Origin of the sequence: Niveibacterium sp. (assembly GCF_041909475.1) — a bacterium.
Taxonomy (GTDB): Bacteria; Pseudomonadota; Gammaproteobacteria; order Burkholderiales; family Rhodocyclaceae; genus Niveibacterium.
Genome location: NZ_JAYRDJ010000018.1, coordinates 87,488 through 104,061, shown reverse-complemented (window position 1 = coordinate 104,061; position 16,574 = coordinate 87,488). Strand labels below are relative to the sequence as shown.

Annotated in this window: 15 protein-coding genes; 12 read left to right on the top strand and 3 right to left on the bottom strand. The window is 61.1% G+C overall.

Annotated features, from left to right (window positions below; translation table 11 throughout):
• Positions 1-568: 568 nt before the first annotated feature.
• The 3 genes from gyrB to dnaA all read right to left on the bottom strand — a co-directional run bounded on the left by gyrB (position 569) and on the right by dnaA (position 6,218).
• Positions 569-3,049 (bottom strand): DNA topoisomerase (ATP-hydrolyzing) subunit B, encoded by a 2,481-nt coding sequence (gene gyrB / locus ACE3P0_RS13220; protein WP_374403123.1) that lies wholly within the window; start codon positions 3,047-3,049, stop codon positions 569-571.
• A gap of 123 nt (positions 3,050-3,172) precedes the next feature.
• Positions 3,173-4,276, bottom strand: coding sequence for a DNA polymerase III subunit beta (gene dnaN / locus ACE3P0_RS13215; protein ID WP_374403122.1), 1,104 nt, complete (start codon positions 4,274-4,276; stop codon positions 3,173-3,175).
• A 514-nt stretch (positions 4,277-4,790) separates the two neighbouring features.
• On the bottom strand, positions 4,791-6,218 hold the full coding sequence (gene dnaA, locus ACE3P0_RS13210; RefSeq protein ID WP_374403120.1) for a chromosomal replication initiator protein DnaA: 1,428 nt from the start codon (positions 6,216-6,218) through the stop codon (positions 4,791-4,793).
• Between the two features lie 276 nt (positions 6,219-6,494).
• On the opposite strand from dnaA, the gene rpmH reads away from it, so the two are divergent.
• From rpmH to ACE3P0_RS13150, 12 genes are all read left to right on the top strand, one after another.
• The gene (gene rpmH / locus ACE3P0_RS13205; RefSeq protein WP_114403167.1) at positions 6,495-6,629 is read left to right on the top strand and encodes a 50S ribosomal protein L34; all 135 of its coding nucleotides are present in this window, start codon (positions 6,495-6,497) and stop codon (positions 6,627-6,629) included.
• A complete protein-coding gene (rnpA, locus tag ACE3P0_RS13200; RefSeq protein WP_374403119.1) occupies positions 6,571-6,990 on the top strand; it encodes a ribonuclease P protein component in 420 nt (139 codons plus the stop codon). Before rpmH ends, rnpA begins: the two co-directional genes overlap by 59 nt.
• A gap of 6 nt (positions 6,991-6,996) precedes the next feature.
• Positions 6,997-7,206: a membrane protein insertion efficiency factor YidD gene (gene yidD / locus ACE3P0_RS13195; RefSeq protein WP_374403118.1), complete on the top strand. Its 210-nt coding sequence runs from the start codon at positions 6,997-6,999 to the stop codon at positions 7,204-7,206.
• A 53-nt stretch (positions 7,207-7,259) separates the two neighbouring features.
• A complete protein-coding gene (gene yidC / locus ACE3P0_RS13190) occupies positions 7,260-8,906 on the top strand; it encodes a membrane protein insertase YidC (protein ID WP_374403116.1) in 1,647 nt (548 codons plus the stop codon).
• On the top strand, positions 8,878-10,239 hold the full coding sequence (gene mnmE, locus ACE3P0_RS13185) for a tRNA uridine-5-carboxymethylaminomethyl(34) synthesis GTPase MnmE (RefSeq protein ID WP_374403124.1): 1,362 nt from the start codon (positions 8,878-8,880) through the stop codon (positions 10,237-10,239). Before yidC ends, mnmE begins: the two co-directional genes overlap by 29 nt.
• 21 nt (positions 10,240-10,260) lie before the next feature.
• The gene (locus ACE3P0_RS13180; RefSeq protein ID WP_374403114.1) at positions 10,261-10,608 is read left to right on the top strand and encodes a hypothetical protein; all 348 of its coding nucleotides are present in this window, start codon (positions 10,261-10,263) and stop codon (positions 10,606-10,608) included.
• 48 nt (positions 10,609-10,656) lie between these two features.
• On the top strand, positions 10,657-11,421 hold the full coding sequence (locus ACE3P0_RS13175) for a sulfite exporter TauE/SafE family protein (RefSeq protein WP_374403113.1): 765 nt from the start codon (positions 10,657-10,659) through the stop codon (positions 11,419-11,421).
• Between the two features lie 121 nt (positions 11,422-11,542).
• Complete coding sequence (gene mnmG, locus ACE3P0_RS13170) at positions 11,543-13,438, top strand: tRNA uridine-5-carboxymethylaminomethyl(34) synthesis enzyme MnmG (RefSeq protein WP_374403112.1); 1,896 nt, start codon at positions 11,543-11,545, stop codon at positions 13,436-13,438.
• Positions 13,435-14,061, top strand: a complete 627-nt coding sequence (gene rsmG, locus ACE3P0_RS13165) for a 16S rRNA (guanine(527)-N(7))-methyltransferase RsmG (RefSeq protein WP_374403111.1) — start codon at positions 13,435-13,437, stop codon at positions 14,059-14,061. Before mnmG ends, rsmG begins: the two co-directional genes overlap by 4 nt.
• On the top strand, positions 14,061-14,831 hold the full coding sequence (locus tag ACE3P0_RS13160) for a ParA family protein (protein WP_374403110.1): 771 nt from the start codon (positions 14,061-14,063) through the stop codon (positions 14,829-14,831). Before rsmG ends, ACE3P0_RS13160 begins: the two co-directional genes overlap by 1 nt.
• A 7-nt stretch (positions 14,832-14,838) precedes the next feature.
• Entirely contained in the window at positions 14,839-15,636 is a 798-nt protein-coding gene (locus ACE3P0_RS13155) for a GNAT family N-acetyltransferase (protein ID WP_374403109.1), read from the top strand.
• Positions 15,637-15,716: 80 nt separating this feature from the next.
• Positions 15,717-16,562, top strand: a complete 846-nt coding sequence (locus ACE3P0_RS13150; RefSeq protein ID WP_374403107.1) for a ParB/RepB/Spo0J family partition protein — start codon at positions 15,717-15,719, stop codon at positions 16,560-16,562.
• Positions 16,563-16,574 lie beyond the last annotated feature (12 nt).

Below are 16,574 nucleotides of genomic sequence, written 5' to 3'. Positions count from 1 at the left end.
GAAAAGGAGGAAAAACCGAACCGCAGGAACAACTGACTTTCACAGACCAAGGCCCCCTCGGGTAGCCTTGCAGGGTGGGTCAATTTTCAACGATCGCACTGGGTCAGTTTTAGGTGATCCTCAACACAAGGTGAGCAACTCCGTACAGTCAGAACTTGTTAGGTGCGGACTTCGCTGCTGACCGAATCAGCCGGGGGGACTGTTGGCCATCGCCCGAATGTACTATCCAATGAGTGACGCGCAAATACGGCTCTACGCCTCTTCTTGTTCATCTGTCATCTTACGCCATGGATCATCTGCGTCGGGAGCCTGAGCTTACGCATGGAGAGCCAGCCCTTCCGTCCGGAACGTTAGAGCCTCGTTTGCGCGAGGGATTCAGCCACTCAAGCCCGTAGCGAGCAGAGCGGATTTCTCTGCTGATATCCAGACGAGGTGCTCTGCACAACAAAAAGGCCCCTTTCGGGGCCTTTTTGTTGTGCACGTTTGTCTCATCAATTCGTGAGTTTCTTGTCTCAAGAATCAGGACTTTTTCTCACTTATTCGGGTTGCGCGCAGCACCCAACAATAATTACACATCAATATTCCGGGCATACAAGGCATTGCTTTCAATGAATTCACGCCTCGGTTCAACTTGATCGCCCATCAGAGTGGTGAATATTTCGTCGGCGGCGATGGCGTCGTCGATCTGCACCTTGAGCAGGCGACGGACAGCAGGGTCCATGGTGGTTTCCCACAGCTGCTCGGGGTTCATTTCGCCGAGGCCTTTGTAGCGCTGCTTGCTCAGATTGCGTTCGACTTCGTTGAACATCCAGTCGATCGCTTCCTTGAAGCTGCTGACGGCCGCGCCCTTCTCGCCACGGCGCATTTCTGCGCCTTCGCCGATCAGGCCGTTGATCATTTCTGCTGCGCGACGGATCTGCGCGTAGTCGCCGGAAACAAGGAATTCAGCGTCGATGAGGCCACGTCGGACGTTGCCGTGGTGCATGCGTTCCACAGCCAGCTCCCAGGCTTCACTTTCCTGATCGAAGTGCGGGTGAACGTTGACGCCTTTGGGCATCGAAGCTTGCAGACGAGCGGCGGAATCAGTGGCGGCGGCTTCGTCGGCGAGCGAGATCTGGATATCACCAGCCAGCATCGCGTGCAGCGCTGCAGGGTCGATGAAGCCTGAAACCCGGTTGATCACGGCTTCGGCGAGCAGGTAGTTGCGCGCGAGTTCGCCAAGGGTTTCGCCTTCGATCGGCGTAGCACCGGCCGACGGAATGAGTTGCGCACTGTCGAGGCCCATGCGCAGCAGGTGGGCGTCGAGTTCAGCGTCGTCCTTGATGTAGCGCTCGTTCTTGCCGTGCTTGATCTTGTAGAGCGGCGGCTGCGCGATGTAGATGTGACCGCGCTCGACGAGCTCGGGCATCTGGCGATAGAACAGCGTCAGCAGCAGGGTGCGGATGTGGGCGCCGTCGACGTCCGCGTCGGTCATGATGATGATGCGGTGGTAGCGCAGCTTCTCGGGCTTGAAGTCGTCCTTGCCGATACCGGTCCCGAGCGCGGTGATCAGCGTGGCGATCTGTTCGGAGGAGATGAGCTTGTCGAAGCGCGCGCGTTCGACGTTGAGCACCTTGCCGCGTAGCGGCAGGATCGCCTGGAACTTGCGATCGCGGCCTTGCTTGGCTGAGCCACCTGCGGAATCACCCTCGACGATGTAGATCTCGCACAGCGCGGGATCCTTCTCCTGGCAGTCGGCGAGTTTGCCGGGCAGGCCGACGCCATCGAGCACGCCCTTGCGACGCGTCATTTCACGCGCTTTGCGAGCAGCCTCACGGGCGCGCGAGGCCTCAACGATCTTGCCGCAAATGGTCTTGGCGTCGATAGGGCGTTCGAGCAGATATTCGGAAAGTTTGGCGGCGACCACTTCTTCGACGGCCGGCCGTGCTTCGCTGGAGACGAGCTTCATCTTCGTCTGCGAGGCGAACTTGGGATCTGGCATCTTCACCGACAGCACACAGGCAAGGCCTTCGCGCATGTCGTCACCGGTGATCTCGACCTTGGCCTTCTTCGCGATCTCGTTCTCTTCGATGTACTTGTTGATGACGCGGGTCATCGCCATGCGCAGGCCGGTGAGGTGGGTGCCACCGTCGGACTGCGGGATGTTGTTGGTGAAGCACAGCACCTGTTCCTGGTAGCTGTCGTTCCACTGCATCGCGACTTCTACCGTGAGCTCCACCGTGCCGCCGCCACCGCTGACCGGCACTTGCGTGGCGCCCGCGGCGTAGAAAACGTTGGGGTGCAGCACCGTCTTGGCGCGATTGATGTACTCGACAAAACCACGTACGCCGCCGGAGAAGGCGAAGTCTTCCTCACGGTTGGTGCGCTGATCAATCAGGCGGATGCGCACGCCGTTGTTGAGGAAGGAGAGTTCGCGCAAGCGTTTCGCGAGGATTTCGTAATGGAACTCGACGGTGCCGAAGATCTCTTCGTCGGCGAGGAAGTGGACTTCGGTGCCGCGCTTCTCGGTGTCGCCGATGACACGCAGTGGCGATACCTCAACCCCGTTCTGGACTTCGATCAGCCGGTCGACCGCATGGCCGCGGTTGAATTCGAGGAAATGCTTCTTGCCGTCGCGGCGAATCGTCAGCCGTAGCCATTTCGACAGCGCATTCACACACGAGACGCCGACGCCGTGAAGGCCGCCCGAGACCTTGTAGCTGTTCTGGTTGAACTTGCCGCCGGCGTGCAGCACACACATCACGATTTCGGCCGCCGAGCGTTTCGGTTCGTGCTTGTCGTCGAACTTGATGCCGACCGGAATGCCACGACCATTGTCGGTCACCGAGATCGAGTTGTCGGTGTGGATCGTGACGACGATGTCGTCGCAATGGCCGGCCAAGGCTTCGTCGATGGCGTTGTCGACGACCTCGAACACCATGTGGTGCAGGCCGGTGCCGTCCGACGTGTCCCCGATGTACATGCCAGGGCGCTTGCGTACTGCCTCCAGCCCTTCAAGCTGCTGGATGCTGTCTTCGTCGTAGGCGGGTTGCTGGTTCTGTTCGGACATCGGGTGACCTTGCTTCAAAACTTGAATTCTTCACCACGGATCAAGCGACCAGGCGCGAAGGGCCTTTCAACCGTTCGCGCCTGCCTGCTAATCCGTGGCCTAAGGCTGGGAGTGACTGCCGGCTTAGATCCGCATCGGCATCACGACGTACTTGAAGCGCTCGTCGCCCGGAAGGGTGATCAGCGCGCTGGAGTTGCCGTCGTTGAGCCGCAGTTCGATCTCGTCAGTGGCTGAATTCGTCAGCACATCGAGCAGGTAGGTGACGTTGAAGCCAATGTCGACCGAGTCGCCAGCGTAGTCGACTTCGATCTCTTCCTGAGCCTCTTCCTGTTCGGCGTTCGAACTGATGATCTTGAGGCTACCCGAGGACAGTACCACACGAACGCCCCGGAACTTCTCATTGGTGAGAATCGCAGCGCGATGCAGCGAGGCAAGCAGCATCGTGCGGCCAAGGATCAGCAGCTTCGGATGGTTCTGCGGAATCACGCGTTCGTAATCGGGGAACTTGCCGTCGATCAGCTTGGTGATCAGTTCGATCGGGCCGAAGCGGAAACGGGCCTGATTGCCGGCCAGTGCGATTTCGAGCGGTTCGTCGCTGTCCGCAAGCTGGCGTGCGAGTTCAAGCACTGTCTTGCGCGGCAGAATCACCTCGGTCTTGGGCAGATCAGCGTCGATCTCGGCAGATGCGAAGGCAAGACGGTGACCGTCAGTCGCCACCATGCGCAGTTCATTGCCCTGTGCAACGACCAGCAGGCCGTTGAGGTAGTAGCGGATGTCCTGCGCCGCCATCGAGTAGGCAACCTGCGCGAGCTGACGCTTGAAGGCCTTCTGCGACACGGTGAAGCTGACCGCTTCCGCATCATTGAACTGCATGCGCGGGTAGTCCGACGCGGGAAGCGTCTGAAGCGCAAAGCGGCTCTTGCCGGCATGCAAGGACAGGCGGTTCGCCTCCAGCTTGAGGTTGACCTCGGTGCCGTCGGACAAGGCGCGCAGGATGTCCTGGAACTTGCGTGCCCCCACCGTAAAGCTTGCATCAGTACCACCGCTTGCAACGCCGGAAGTACGGATCTGAATCTCAATGTCGGTCGCGAGCAGCGTGACGTCGTCGCCGTGCTTCTCGATCAGCACGTTCGACAAGATCGGCAGCGTGTGCCGCTTTTCAACGATCCCCGAAACCGACTGCAGGGGGCCCAACAAAGCTTCACGAGAAGCTGTTAACAGAAGCATTTAAGTAAACCTCTATTATTAGTTAACTGCACCCGGTTTCTGTGGATAAACACAGAATATCCAATAGATACAATCGCTTGATGTACTTAAAACCCTGTTCATAAACTGCGTAGCGTTTGATGAACAAGTGGGGAGCGTTTTGTTGCTCGCCCAAAATGATGGGTTTATCCCCAAATCTTGCCACGGTCTTCCCACTGAATACTCACACACACGCGGTTTCTGCTTCGGTCTGACGAAGGTAGACACCAAGTGCTCGAACACGCATTTGCGCCGTGATCAGTTGTTAACAAGATCTTGTAAACATATAACTACTATTAGTAAACCAAGGCCCGTTTCTGTGTATAAGTGACATTTATCCAATTTAAACAATCACTTAAAGCAAGTTAAACCCTGTTTGAAACGTCGGTACTGTCTGATGAACAAGTGGGGATGCTTTGTTGCCGCTTCCAAATAACTGAGCTTGTCCCCAAACGCCCCCTTGTCCTGTCCACGCTGAATCCACAGTTTTCGGTGTTCAGCCTCGCAAGGTTTGGGTCAGCACGTGCAGATCGTGGTTGAGCTGCTGATCGGCCAGTCGTAGCTCGGCGATGGTGCGACAGGCGTGCAAGACGGTCGTGTGGTCACGGCCGCCGAAGGCCTCGCCGATCGATGGCAGCGACGACGGCGTCAGTTCCTTGGCAAGGAACATCGCAACCTGGCGTGGCCGCGCGATCGCACGCGTGCGCTTCTTCGAATGCATGTCGGCGACCTTGATCTTGTAGTAGTCGGCGACAGTCTTCTGGATCAGTTCGAAGGTGATCTGACGGTTGTGCGCTGCGAGCAGGTCGCGCAGCGCTTCCTTGGCCAGTTCCAGGCTGATCTCGCGGCCGTGGAAGCGCGCGAATGCGAGCACCTTCTTCAGCGCGCCTTCGAGTTCGCGGACGTTGGAGCGTAGGTTCTTCGCGATCAGGAAGGCGACGTCATCGGTCAGCGCGATGCGCTCGACCTCGGCCTTCTTCTTCAGGATCGCGACTCGCATTTCGAGTTCGGGTGGCTCGATCTGAACCGTCAAACCCCAGTCGAAGCGCGAGATCAAACGGTCTTCGAGGCCGGCGACGTCCTTGGGATAGGTGTCGCAGGTGATCACGATCTGCTTGCGCGCTTCGGTCAGCGCGTTGAAGGCGTGGAAGAACTCTTCCTGCGTCCGGTTCTTGTTGTTGAAGAACTGGATGTCGTCGATCAGTAGCAGGTCGAGCGAGCGGTAGTAGCGCTTGAACTGGTCGAAGCTCTTCTGCTGGTAGGCACGTACCACGTCAGCGTAGTAGTCCTCCGCATGCACGTAACGGATCACCGCTTTCGGGTTGTGCTTCCAGACTGCGTTGCCGAGCGCGTGAATGAGGTGGGTCTTGCCGAGGCCGACGCCGCCGTAGACGAAGAGCGGGTTGTAGCTGGTGCCGGGGTTTTGCGCGACCTGCATCGCGGCAGCGCGAGCGAGATCGTTGGCGCGGCCGGTGACTAGGTTGTCGAAGGTGAAATCCGGGTTCAGCCGTGTGCGCTCGTAAGCCGCGGTCTCGCGGTTCTCGGCCGGCTGCGGCGCGCGCGCTTCGGTGTGTTTTGTCTGTGCCGCGGGTGCGCGTGGGGCGTCGGCGGTATGCACCGGCGAGGTGGCCGCCGGCTTTGGTGCCGCAGCGCTCGCGCGCGGCGCTGCTGCTTTGGCGCTGCCGCCGATCGCGAGACTGACTTGCACCGGTTCACCGAACAGTTCGGTGCCGATTTCCTCGATGCGGCGCAAGTAACGTTCGCGTACCCACTGCAGTACGAAGCGGTTAGGGGCGAGCAACTCCAGGCTGCGGGGGTCGGCAGCCGGCGAAGCGGACAGGGCCCGGATCCAGGTGTTGAACTGTTGTTGCGGCAGTTCAGCTTCGAGGCGGGACAGGCAGGTGGACCAGAATTCGTGACTCACGTTTTGCGCGAATGGCGCCCACCCCGCGGCGACGCGGTTAGCGTCGAGCGGTTCGGCATCAACTCTTTGTTTTTTATGTGGTTTTGAAGCTCGCCCGAGGCTTCGCACCGATGCTTCGCGGTGCAGTTCGGACGGCCATGGAAAGCGGTCTATTCTACGCTTCATCGACAGATTTATCCACAGGCTGCAACCTGTGGAAAAGATAAAAACGCTTGACAAACAGAGCTTTACGCTGTGTAATCGCGCGTTTTTCCCGGTTAGCAAGGAAACAAGAACATGAAGCGCACTTACCAGCCTTCCGTCGTCCGCCGCAAGCGCACGCACGGCTTCCTCGTCCGTTCGCGCACCCGTGGTGGCCGCGCTGTCCTCGCCGCTCGTCGCGCCAAGGGCCGTCATCGTCTCGCCGTCTGAACGGCAGGCTGAATCTGTCGGCTTCGAGTTGCTGGCAGCCTATCGGCTGCATACCGGCGACGAGTTTTCGACGGTTTTTGCCTTCCGCAGGGTTGTACGGGGCAGAGTTTTCAGCCTGCACTACCGACCCAATGCCTTGCCCAGTGCGCGAATCGGCTTGGTGGTTGCAAAGAAGCTGGCGCGCCAGGCAGTGCAGCGCAATCTGATCAAGCGGATCGCCCGCGAGGCGTTCCGCCTTCGGCGCGCGCGTCTGCCATGCTGTGACCTCGTACTTCGACTTTCGGCATCGCCGAAGACCGCCAGTCGCGCCGAGTTGCGCGCTGAGGTCGATGCCTTGCTCGACCGATTGCCGCAGGGATGATTCGCGATGAAAACCGTGTTGATCATCCTGCTGCGCGCCTACCGTTATTTCCTCAGTCCGTTCCTCGGACGTAACTGCCGCTTCCACCCGAGCTGTTCTGCGTACGCGATTGAAGCGCTGCAACGTTATGGTGCTATCAAGGGCACCTTGCTTGCGGTTCGCCGCGTCACGCGCTGCCATCCGTGGAACCCGGGCGGGTATGATCCGGTACCCTGAGTCGCGTCGCCGACGCCACTGTCTGATACACCTATCCGAAACGACCGAATCCGATGGACAACCGCCGCCTGATCCTTCTGGTGATCTTCAGCATGTCGCTCGTCATGCTGTGGGACGCCTGGCTAAAACATAACCAGCCGAAGCCTGTTGCCGGGCCGAGTGTGACGCAGAGCGCGACGCCGACACCTACCGCGCCGGGGCAGGTCGCGGCACCAGCTGCAGCTCCGCTTGCAGCAACCAGTGCGGAGCGTGCAAAGGCACCGAAGCTGACGGTTGAAACCGATACGGTGCGTGCTCAGATTTCGGCGCTTGGCGGCGATCTGGTTCGCCTTGAACTGCTCAAGCATGGTGCAAACAATGATCACACCAAGCCCTTTGTGCTGTTCGAAGAGGGCGGCGCGCACAGCTATATCGCGCAGAGTGGTCTGATTGGCGCTGGGCTGCCGAACCACAAGACGGTGTTTGCGCTGCCTGCTGCTGACAAGCTGGTATTGAAGGATGGCGAGCAGGCGCTGAGTGTTCGCCTCGAGGCGCCGGAGCAGAACGGCGTGAAGGTAGCGAAGGTTTTGACCTTCCACCGCGGCAGCCATGTCATTGATGTCGCTTACGAGATCGCCAACGGCAGCAGTGCCGCTCTGGCGGGGCACTCGTACTATCAGCTCACGCGCGATACCAAGGCGGCGGAGAACACCGCTGGCTTCTTCGGTGGTGCGCAAACGTATACCGGTCCGGCGTTCTACACCGATGCGGACAAGTACAAGAAGGTTGATTTCAAGACCATCAGCAAGGGCGAAGCGAAGCTGCCCAAGGCGTCCCCGGATGGTTGGGTCGCGATGGTTCAGCATTACTTTGTGTCGGCTTATGCGCCCAAGCAGGGTCAGCGTGAGTTTTTTGCACGTCCGCTCGACGGCGAAATGGTCGCCGCCGGCTTGATCCAGCCGTTGCCGCAAATTGCGGCCGGACAGAAGGCGACCGTGTCGGTGCCCTTGTACGCTGGTCCGCAGGAGCAACGCGAGCTGTCCGATCTGGCGCCGGGTCTTGATCTGGTGGTCGACTATGGTTGGCTGACCGTCATCGCCGCGCCGATCTTCTGGGGCCTGTCTTGGCTGCACAAGCTCGTGGGTAACTGGGGCTGGGCGATCATCCTGCTCACGGTGCTGATCAAACTTGCGTTCTTCCCGCTATCGGCGGCGTCCTACAAGTCCATGGCCAAGATGAAGACGGTCATGCCGCGCATGAAGCGGATCCAGGAGCAGTACAAGGATGACCGGATGAAGATGAACCAGGAGATGATGGAGCTGTACAAGAAGGAGAAGGTCAACCCGATGGGCGGCTGCTGGCCGATGCTGATCCAGATGCCGGTCTTCATTGCCTTGTACTGGGTGCTCCTGGGGGCGGTCGAGATGCGGCAAGCGCCGTGGCTCGGTTGGATCACCGATCTGTCGATCAAGGATCCGTACTTCATCCTGCCGATCATCATGGGCGTGACCAGCTTGGTGCAGATGCGCCTGTCTCCGTCGTCGCCAGATCCGGTCCAGCAGAAGGTCATGATGTTCATGCCGATCTTCTTTACCGTGATGATGGCGTGGTTCCCGTCCGGTCTCGTGCTTTACTGGGTCGTGAACAACATGCTGTCGATCGGTCAGCAGTGGTACATCACCCGGATGTTCGATAGTGGCGCAAAACCTGCGAACAGCTGAGTCGATAGCGGCGATTGCCACTGCGCCCGGGCGTGGTGGCATCGGCGTGGTAAGGGTGTCGGGCGGCCAATTGGCCGCCTTTGCACTGGCGCTGACCGGAAAGCAGCCCACGCCGCGGATCGCGCACTTCGCGAAGTTTCTGGATGCTGAAGGCCGGCCGATCGATGCCGGCCTCATGCTTTTCTTTCCTGGCCCGAATTCGTATACCGGCGAAGATGTGCTGGAACTGCAGGGACACGGCGGCCCGGTGGTGATGCGCATGTTGCTGGCCCGTTGCATCGAACTGGGTGCGCGTCTCGCGCGGCCCGGCGAGTTCACCGAGCGGGCGTTTCTGAATGACAAGCTGGATCTTGCGCAGGCGGAGGCCGTCGCGGATCTGATCGATGCCGATACCTCGGCAGCGGCACGTTCGGCGTTGCGTTCACTGGATGGTGATTTCTCGCGCAGGGTGCATGACTGGCGCGACAAGCTGGTCGATCTGCGGATGCTGGTCGAAGCGACGCTGGATTTTCCGGAAGAAGAGATTGATTTTCTGCGGGCCGCACGGGCCTTCGAGCGCCTTGATGTGCTGGGTGCCGATCTCGATGCGCTGTTGCTGAAAGCGAAGCAGGGCAGTTTGCTGCGCAGTGGCTTGCATGTGGTGTTGGCTGGTCAGCCGAATGTCGGGAAGTCGAGTTTGCTGAATCGTCTGTCGGGTGAGGATCGCGCGATCGTCACCGACGTGGCGGGTACGACGCGCGATGTGCTGCGGGAGACGATTCAGATCGAAGGCATCCCGCTGCATATCGCGGACACTGCCGGGTTGCGAGATGCGACCGATACGGTCGAGCGAATCGGCATCGAACGCAGCTGGAAGGAGATCGGGCGCGCCGATGTCGTGGTGCGTCTTGTCGATGCACGTTCGGGTATCAGCGCCGAAGATCATAAGATCGATGCGCGTTTGCCGGCGGGTGTTCCGGTAGTGTGGGTGTTCAACAAGATTGACTTGGCGGGCAAGACCGCCATGCGCGTAGACGAGGAAGACGGCGTCGAGGTGTTCGTATCGGCGGCGACAGGCGAGGGCATCGATCTGTTGCGCAGCGAGTTGCTGCGGATTGCCGGCTGGGAAGCGCATGGTGAGGAAGTCTTTCTCGCGCGTGAACGGCATCTGGAAGCGCTCCGAGAAGGGCGCGATCGGATTGCAATGGCACTCGCGCGTGCCCACGAGGATTCACTGGATCTGATGGCCGAAGAGTTGCGGCTGGCGCAGGAAGCAGTGAACAGGATTACCGGTGAGTTCGGCGCGGATGATCTGCTCGGCGTGATCTTCTCGCGTTTCTGCATCGGCAAGTAGTTTCCCCCCGAGAAGGTATTGATGATGAGCGAATTCGATCTGAAGTATTACGACGAAGAGGCGTCGAAGCTTGCACTGGAGATTGAGCGCAAGCTGGTGATCCTCGGGCTGGATTGGCAGAGCGAGTCGACGATGCGCACGCTCGCCTCCGAAGTGCTGGAAGTGAATCACTCTGGTCGGCAGATAGGCAGCGGCGCCGAGTTCTCCCAGGATCAGACCTACGAGGAGTTGTACGGCTTGATCGGGTTGATGAACAAGCTGATGGGCGAGGCGGCGGCGAAAGGTGTTTCGGTTCACGGCAACGATGCGTGGAAGGCAATCGCCCGCGCGCTGTGGGCACAGAAGGAAGTCAGGGACACGAGTGTCTGAGTGACGCTCTAGCGATGTTCCACGTGGAACATCGCGACGGAGGACGGAATGGATTGGGCTGTACTGATTGCGGGCGCCTTCATTGCCGGCATGGTGGATGCGGTAGTGGGCGGCGGTGGACTAATCCAGATTCCGTTGCTACTGACTGCCTTCCCCGCCGTGTCGATTCCAGTGCTGTTCGGCACCAACAAGGTTTCATCGGTCGTCGGCACACTGAGCGCCTGCGTCCACTACGCACGAACCATTTCGATCCCTTGGCGGATCGCGATGTGGGCGGCAGCGGCTGCCTTTGTTGGATCGTGGCTCGGTGCGCAGGTGGTGTCACTACTGCCGAAGGAGACGATGAAGCCCTTGGTGCTCGGTCTGCTTCTTGTCGTCGGTGCCTACACTTTCTGGCGGAAGGACTTCGGCAAACTGGAACGTCACGCGATGACACCGCGCTGGGTCGTCCCAGCATCGCTTCTGGCGGGTGGCGTGATCGGCTTCTACGATGGTTTCTTCGGGCCGGGTACGGGCAGTTTCCTGATCTTTATCTTCGTGCGTTGGTTCGGCTTTGATTTCCTCAAGGCGTCGGCGTCGGCCAAGGTGGTCAACGTTTCCACGAACCTCGCCGCGATCGCTTCGTTCGCAACGCACGAAGGCATTCTGTGGCGAGTGGGTTTGGTGATGGCAGTGGCGAACCTCGCGGGCGCTCAGCTTGGATCCCACCTCGCGTTGAAACACGGCAACGGATTTGTCCGCTGGTTGTTCTTGGTGGTAGTCACCATACTGATTGGAAAGCTCGGCTGGGAGCTGCTCGGCCCCCTCCTTTAACCGGATGTTCCACGTGGAACATCCATCGATTGATCAAGCGCCTCGATCGGCCTAGGCATTTTCTGAGCCGCGCCTTATCATTCCGCCCCTTCCCCTGAACCGGTCTGTCCGGGAGCACAACATGCTGTACCCCACTCGTTTTGATGTCATCGTTGTCGGCGGCGGTCATGCCGGCACTGAAGCTGCACTGGCTGCCGCCCGGATGGGCTGCGCAACCCTGCTGCTGACTCACAACATCGAAACCCTCGGGCAGATGAGTTGCAACCCGTCGATCGGCGGCATCGGCAAGGGCCATCTGGTCAAGGAGGTGGATGCTCTGGGTGGTGCGATGGCTGAAGCCACCGACGAGGGCGGCATCCAGTTTCGCATCCTCAACGCCAGCAAAGGCCCCGCCGTCCGTGCGACGCGCGCGCAAGCGGACCGCATTCTGTACAAGGCTGCAATCCGCCAACGGCTGGAGAATCAGCCCAACCTGACGCTGTTCCAGCAGGCGGTGGACGACATCACTGTTGTTGGCGATCGGGTGACCGGCGTGATCACGCAGATCGGGCTGCGCTTTGAGGCACCAACCGTGGTGCTGACCGCCGGCACCTTCCTCAACGGTCTGGTTCATGTTGGCCTCGAACATTACACAGCGGGCCGGGCCGGAGATCCGGCGGCGGTCACGCTGTCGTACCGTCTGCGCGACTTGAAGCTGCCGGTTGGCCGACTAAAAACCGGTACGCCGCCACGTATCGATGGCAAGACGATCGATTTCTCGCAGATGGAAGAGCAGCCGGGTGATGACCCGGTGCCGGTCTTCAGCTTCCTCGGCAAGGCCGCGCAGCACCCCAAGCAGTTGCCGTGCTGGATCACGCGGACCAACGAACGGACGCATGAAATCATCCGCGCGAACCTCGACCGTTCGCCGATGTACACCGGCGTGATCGAAGGGGTGGGGCCACGATACTGCCCGTCGATCGAAGACAAGATCCACCGCTTCGCCGACAAGGATGGCCACAACGTCTTCCTTGAACCCGAGGGCCTCTCGACCCACGAGTTTTACCCCAACGGTATTTCGACTTCGCTGCCCTTCGATGTGCAACTCGCGATTGTGCGTTCGATCCGCGGCATGGAGAACGCCCACATCCTGCGGCCGGGCTATGCGATCGAATACGACTACTTCGATCCGCGTAACCTGAAGAGCAGCCTTGAGACCAAGTCGATCTCCGGCCTCTTCTTCGCGGGTCAGATCAATGGCACAACCGGCTACGAAGAAGCGGCGGCGCAAGGCCTGCTCGCCGGCGCCAACGCTGCACTGCAGGCGAAGGGCAGGGCGAGCTGGTGCCCGGCACGTGGTGAGGCCTACCTCGGTGTGCTCGTCGACGACCTGATCACGCGCGGCGTATCCGAACCGTATCGCATGTTCACTTCGCGCGCCGAGTACCGCCTCAGCCTGCGTGAAGACAACGCTGACCTTCGCCTCACCGAAGCCGGCCGCGACCTCGGCCTGGTTTCTGACACGCGCTGGGATGCGTTCTGCCGCAAGCGCGATGCGATCGATCGCGAGACCGAGCGCCTGCGTTCGACCTGGGCGGTGCCGCACAAGTTGGCTGCCGGCGAGGCTGAAACCCTGCTCGGGCAGCCGCTGGAACGGGAAGCCCGCTTCTTCGATTTGCTGCGTCGTCCCGGCATCAGCTACGGCGCGCTGATGGCGCTGTCGACCGCACCGGCCGATCCGGTGACCGATCCGCAGGCGGTTGAGCAGATCGAGATCTCGGCCAAATACCAGGGCTACATCGATCGCCAGCAGGACGAAGTTGCCCGCCAGGCGGCGCAGGAGAACACGCCGCTGCCGATCGATCTCGACTACGCGCAGGTACGTGGACTGTCGAACGAAGTACGGCAGAAGCTTGCCGCACATAAACCGGAAACCATCGGTCAGGCGAGCCGCATCCAGGGTGTGACCCCGGCTGCGATCTCGCTGCTGCTGATCCATTTGAAGAAATCCAGCCAGATTCGCGACGCCGCTGCATGACGCCCAATCAACTGCTCGACAACGGCTTGGCCGAACTCGGCCTCGACCTGCCCACCGACACCCGCGAACGCCTTCTTGCCTACGCCGCGCTGATCGCCAAGTGGAACAAGGTCTACAACCTCACCGCGATCCGTAACGCGGAGGAGATCATCACGCTGCATCTGCTCGATTCGCTGACGGTGCTGCCGCATGTAAGTGTCGATCGCATCGCCGACATCGGCGCTGGCGCCGGCCTGCCCGGCATCGTTCTGGCGATCGTGCGGCCGGATCTGGAAGTGCATACGGTCGATACGGTGCAGAAGAAAGTCACCTTCATGCGCCAGGCGAAGATCGACCTGGGCTTGAAGAACCTTGAATCGCACCACGTCCGCGTCGAGCAATGGCAGTCGCCGGTGCGGTTCCCGGCTGTGATCTCGCGTGCTTTCTCCGACATGGCTGATTTCGTCAGGCTGACCGATCATCTGCTTGCTGATGGCGGTCACTGGCTGGCCATGAAGGGCGTGTATCCTCACGAAGAACTCGCACAGCTGCCGGCCGGCGTGCGGATGAAAGAAGCAATCGCCCTGCGGCTGCCCGGCGCGGCCGACACCCACCGACATTTGATCGTTCTCGAGCGCAACTGATGGCCCGCATCTTCGCAGTCGCCAACCAGAAGGGTGGGGTCGGCAAGACCACCACGACCGTCAATCTTTCCGCCGCACTGGCGGCGCATGGACAGCGCGTGCTGCTGGTGGATCTCGATCCGCAGGGCAACGCGACGATGGGATCCGGGGTAGATAAGCGTAGCCTCGCGACCTCGGTCTACCACCTGCTGGTCGGCCTGAATACGCTGCCGGAAGTGCGTGCGCGTTCGGAAGCCGGTGGCTACGACGTGCTGCCGAGCAACCGCGACCTTGCCGGTGCCGAAGTCGAGATGGTCGATCTCGACAACCGCGAGAACCGACTGCGCGATGCGCTACACGCCGTCGATGATGAATACGACTTCGTGCTGGTTGATTGCCCGCCCTCGCTGTCGATGCTCACCCTCAACGGCTTGTGCGCCGCGCACGGCGTGATCATCCCGATGCAGTGCGAGTACTACGCACTGGAAGGCCTGTCGGATCTGGTGAATACCATCAAGCAGGTGCACGCCAAGCTCAACCGCGATCTGAAGATCATCGGCCTGCTGCGCGTGATGTTCGATCCGCGCAGCACGCTGTCGCAGCAGGTTTCTGCGCAACTCGAATCGCACTTCGGCGACAAGGTCTTCAAGGCCGTTATCCCGCGCAACGTGCGGCTTGCCGAGGCGCCGAGCCACGGCCTGCCGGGCGTGGTGTTCGACAAGGCCGCCAAGGGCTCGCAGGCTTACCTCGCCTTTGCCGCTGAGATGATCGAGCGGATCCAGACGATCTAGCCCGACCATGGCGGCCGCATTCGATCCGAGCGCGATTCCCGAGTCCCTGCGCGACGCGCGTGACGCGCTCGCTGCACAGGCCGAGGATGCCGGCCTCAACGCGACCCATGTGCGCGAGCAAGCGCTGGTCGATGGCTGGCTGGTACGTTTTGCCAACAGCCGGGCAAAGCGGGCGCGTTGTGTGAACGCGATCGGCGACGGCAGCATGTCGATCGACGCGCGGATCGAACGTGCCGCGGCGCTGCTGCAAGCCGCTGGCTTGCCGCTCACTTTCCGCATCACGCCCTTTTCGCAGCCTGCGGGTCTGGACGCGGCGCTCGCAGAACGTGGCTTCCTCGCCCTTGAGGAATCCCGCGTGATGTGCCGTGAGCTGGTGGCGGGTGATCTGCCGGCCAGCACGCTGCCGCTGCATGAAGTGGGGCCACGCGAGTTCGCCGACAAGGCGGGGCGGCTGTACGGCGACGCGCCCGAACGCATCGCGGTGGACGTCGAACGCGCGGTGGCTTTCGCCGGCAGCGGTATCCGCCTGCTGATGGGTGAACGGGATGCGCCGGTCGCAGCGGGCTGTGTGCTGTTCGATGGTCGCATTGCCGGCCTCTACGGCGTCCATACGCAGGCCGAGATGCGCGGTAGGGGGTACGCCGCCGCGCTCGTCGAAACGCTGCTCCAGCGGGCGCAGAACGCCGGCGCGCAGCATGCGTGCCTGCAGGTGGGCGCTGGCAATGCCGTGGCGCGAGCGCTGTATCAGCGGCTCGGCTTTGCCGACCACTATGCGTACTGGTACCGGGCGCGCGAAATCGAATAGCACTACCCAGGCAAGCACACCGGGTCTCGTCGCGAATCGTGCGGCGGTACCCCTGAATTTGAACATCAGGAATCAGAAACATGGTCAAGAAACCCAAGGGCCTCGGCCGCGGGCTGGAAGCCCTGCTCGGCGCCGACACTTCCGCCGACAACAAGGGCCGCCTCGACACGCTGTCGATTGACGAACTGCAGCCCGGCAAGTACCAGCCGCGCACCCGCATGGACGCCGGCAGCCTGGAAGAGCTGGCCGCATCGATCCGCGCTCAGGGTGTGATGTCGCCGATCCTGGTGCGCCCGATCGGCGGTGGTCGCCACGAGATCATCGCGGGTGAGCGTCGCTGGCGTGCTGCGCGCATCGCCGAGCTGGCCGAAGTACCGGTGCTGATCCGCGAGATCCCGGACGAAGCCGCGCTGGCGATGTCGCTGATCGAGAACATCCAGCGCGAGAATCTGAACCCGCTCGAAGAAGCGCAGGGCATCCAGCGCCTGATCGACGAGTTCGGCATGACGCACCAGCAGGCGGCCGACGCGGTCGGCCGTTCGCGTCCGGCCACGTCGAACCTGCTGCGCCTGCTGGCACTGCCTGAACCGGTGCGTGAGCTGCTGATGCTGGGCGATATCGAGATGGGCCATGCGCGTGCGCTGCTCGCACTGGACCCGGCGCAGCAGATCCTGCTCGCCAACCAGGTCGTCGCACGCCGCCTGTCGGTGCGCGAAACCGAGAAGGCGGTGCAGAACGCGCAGAAGCCGGAAGCCGAGAAGCTGCCGAAGGCGGTCAATCGCGACGTTGCGCGGCTGGAGGAAGACCTCGCCGACAAGTTGGGCGCCACGGTGAAGATTGCGGCCAACAAGAAGGGTGCTGGCAAGCTGGTGATCGAGTTTGGCAGCCTCGATCAGCTCGACGGCATCCTCGGCCGCATCGGCTGAGCGCAGTCGAAT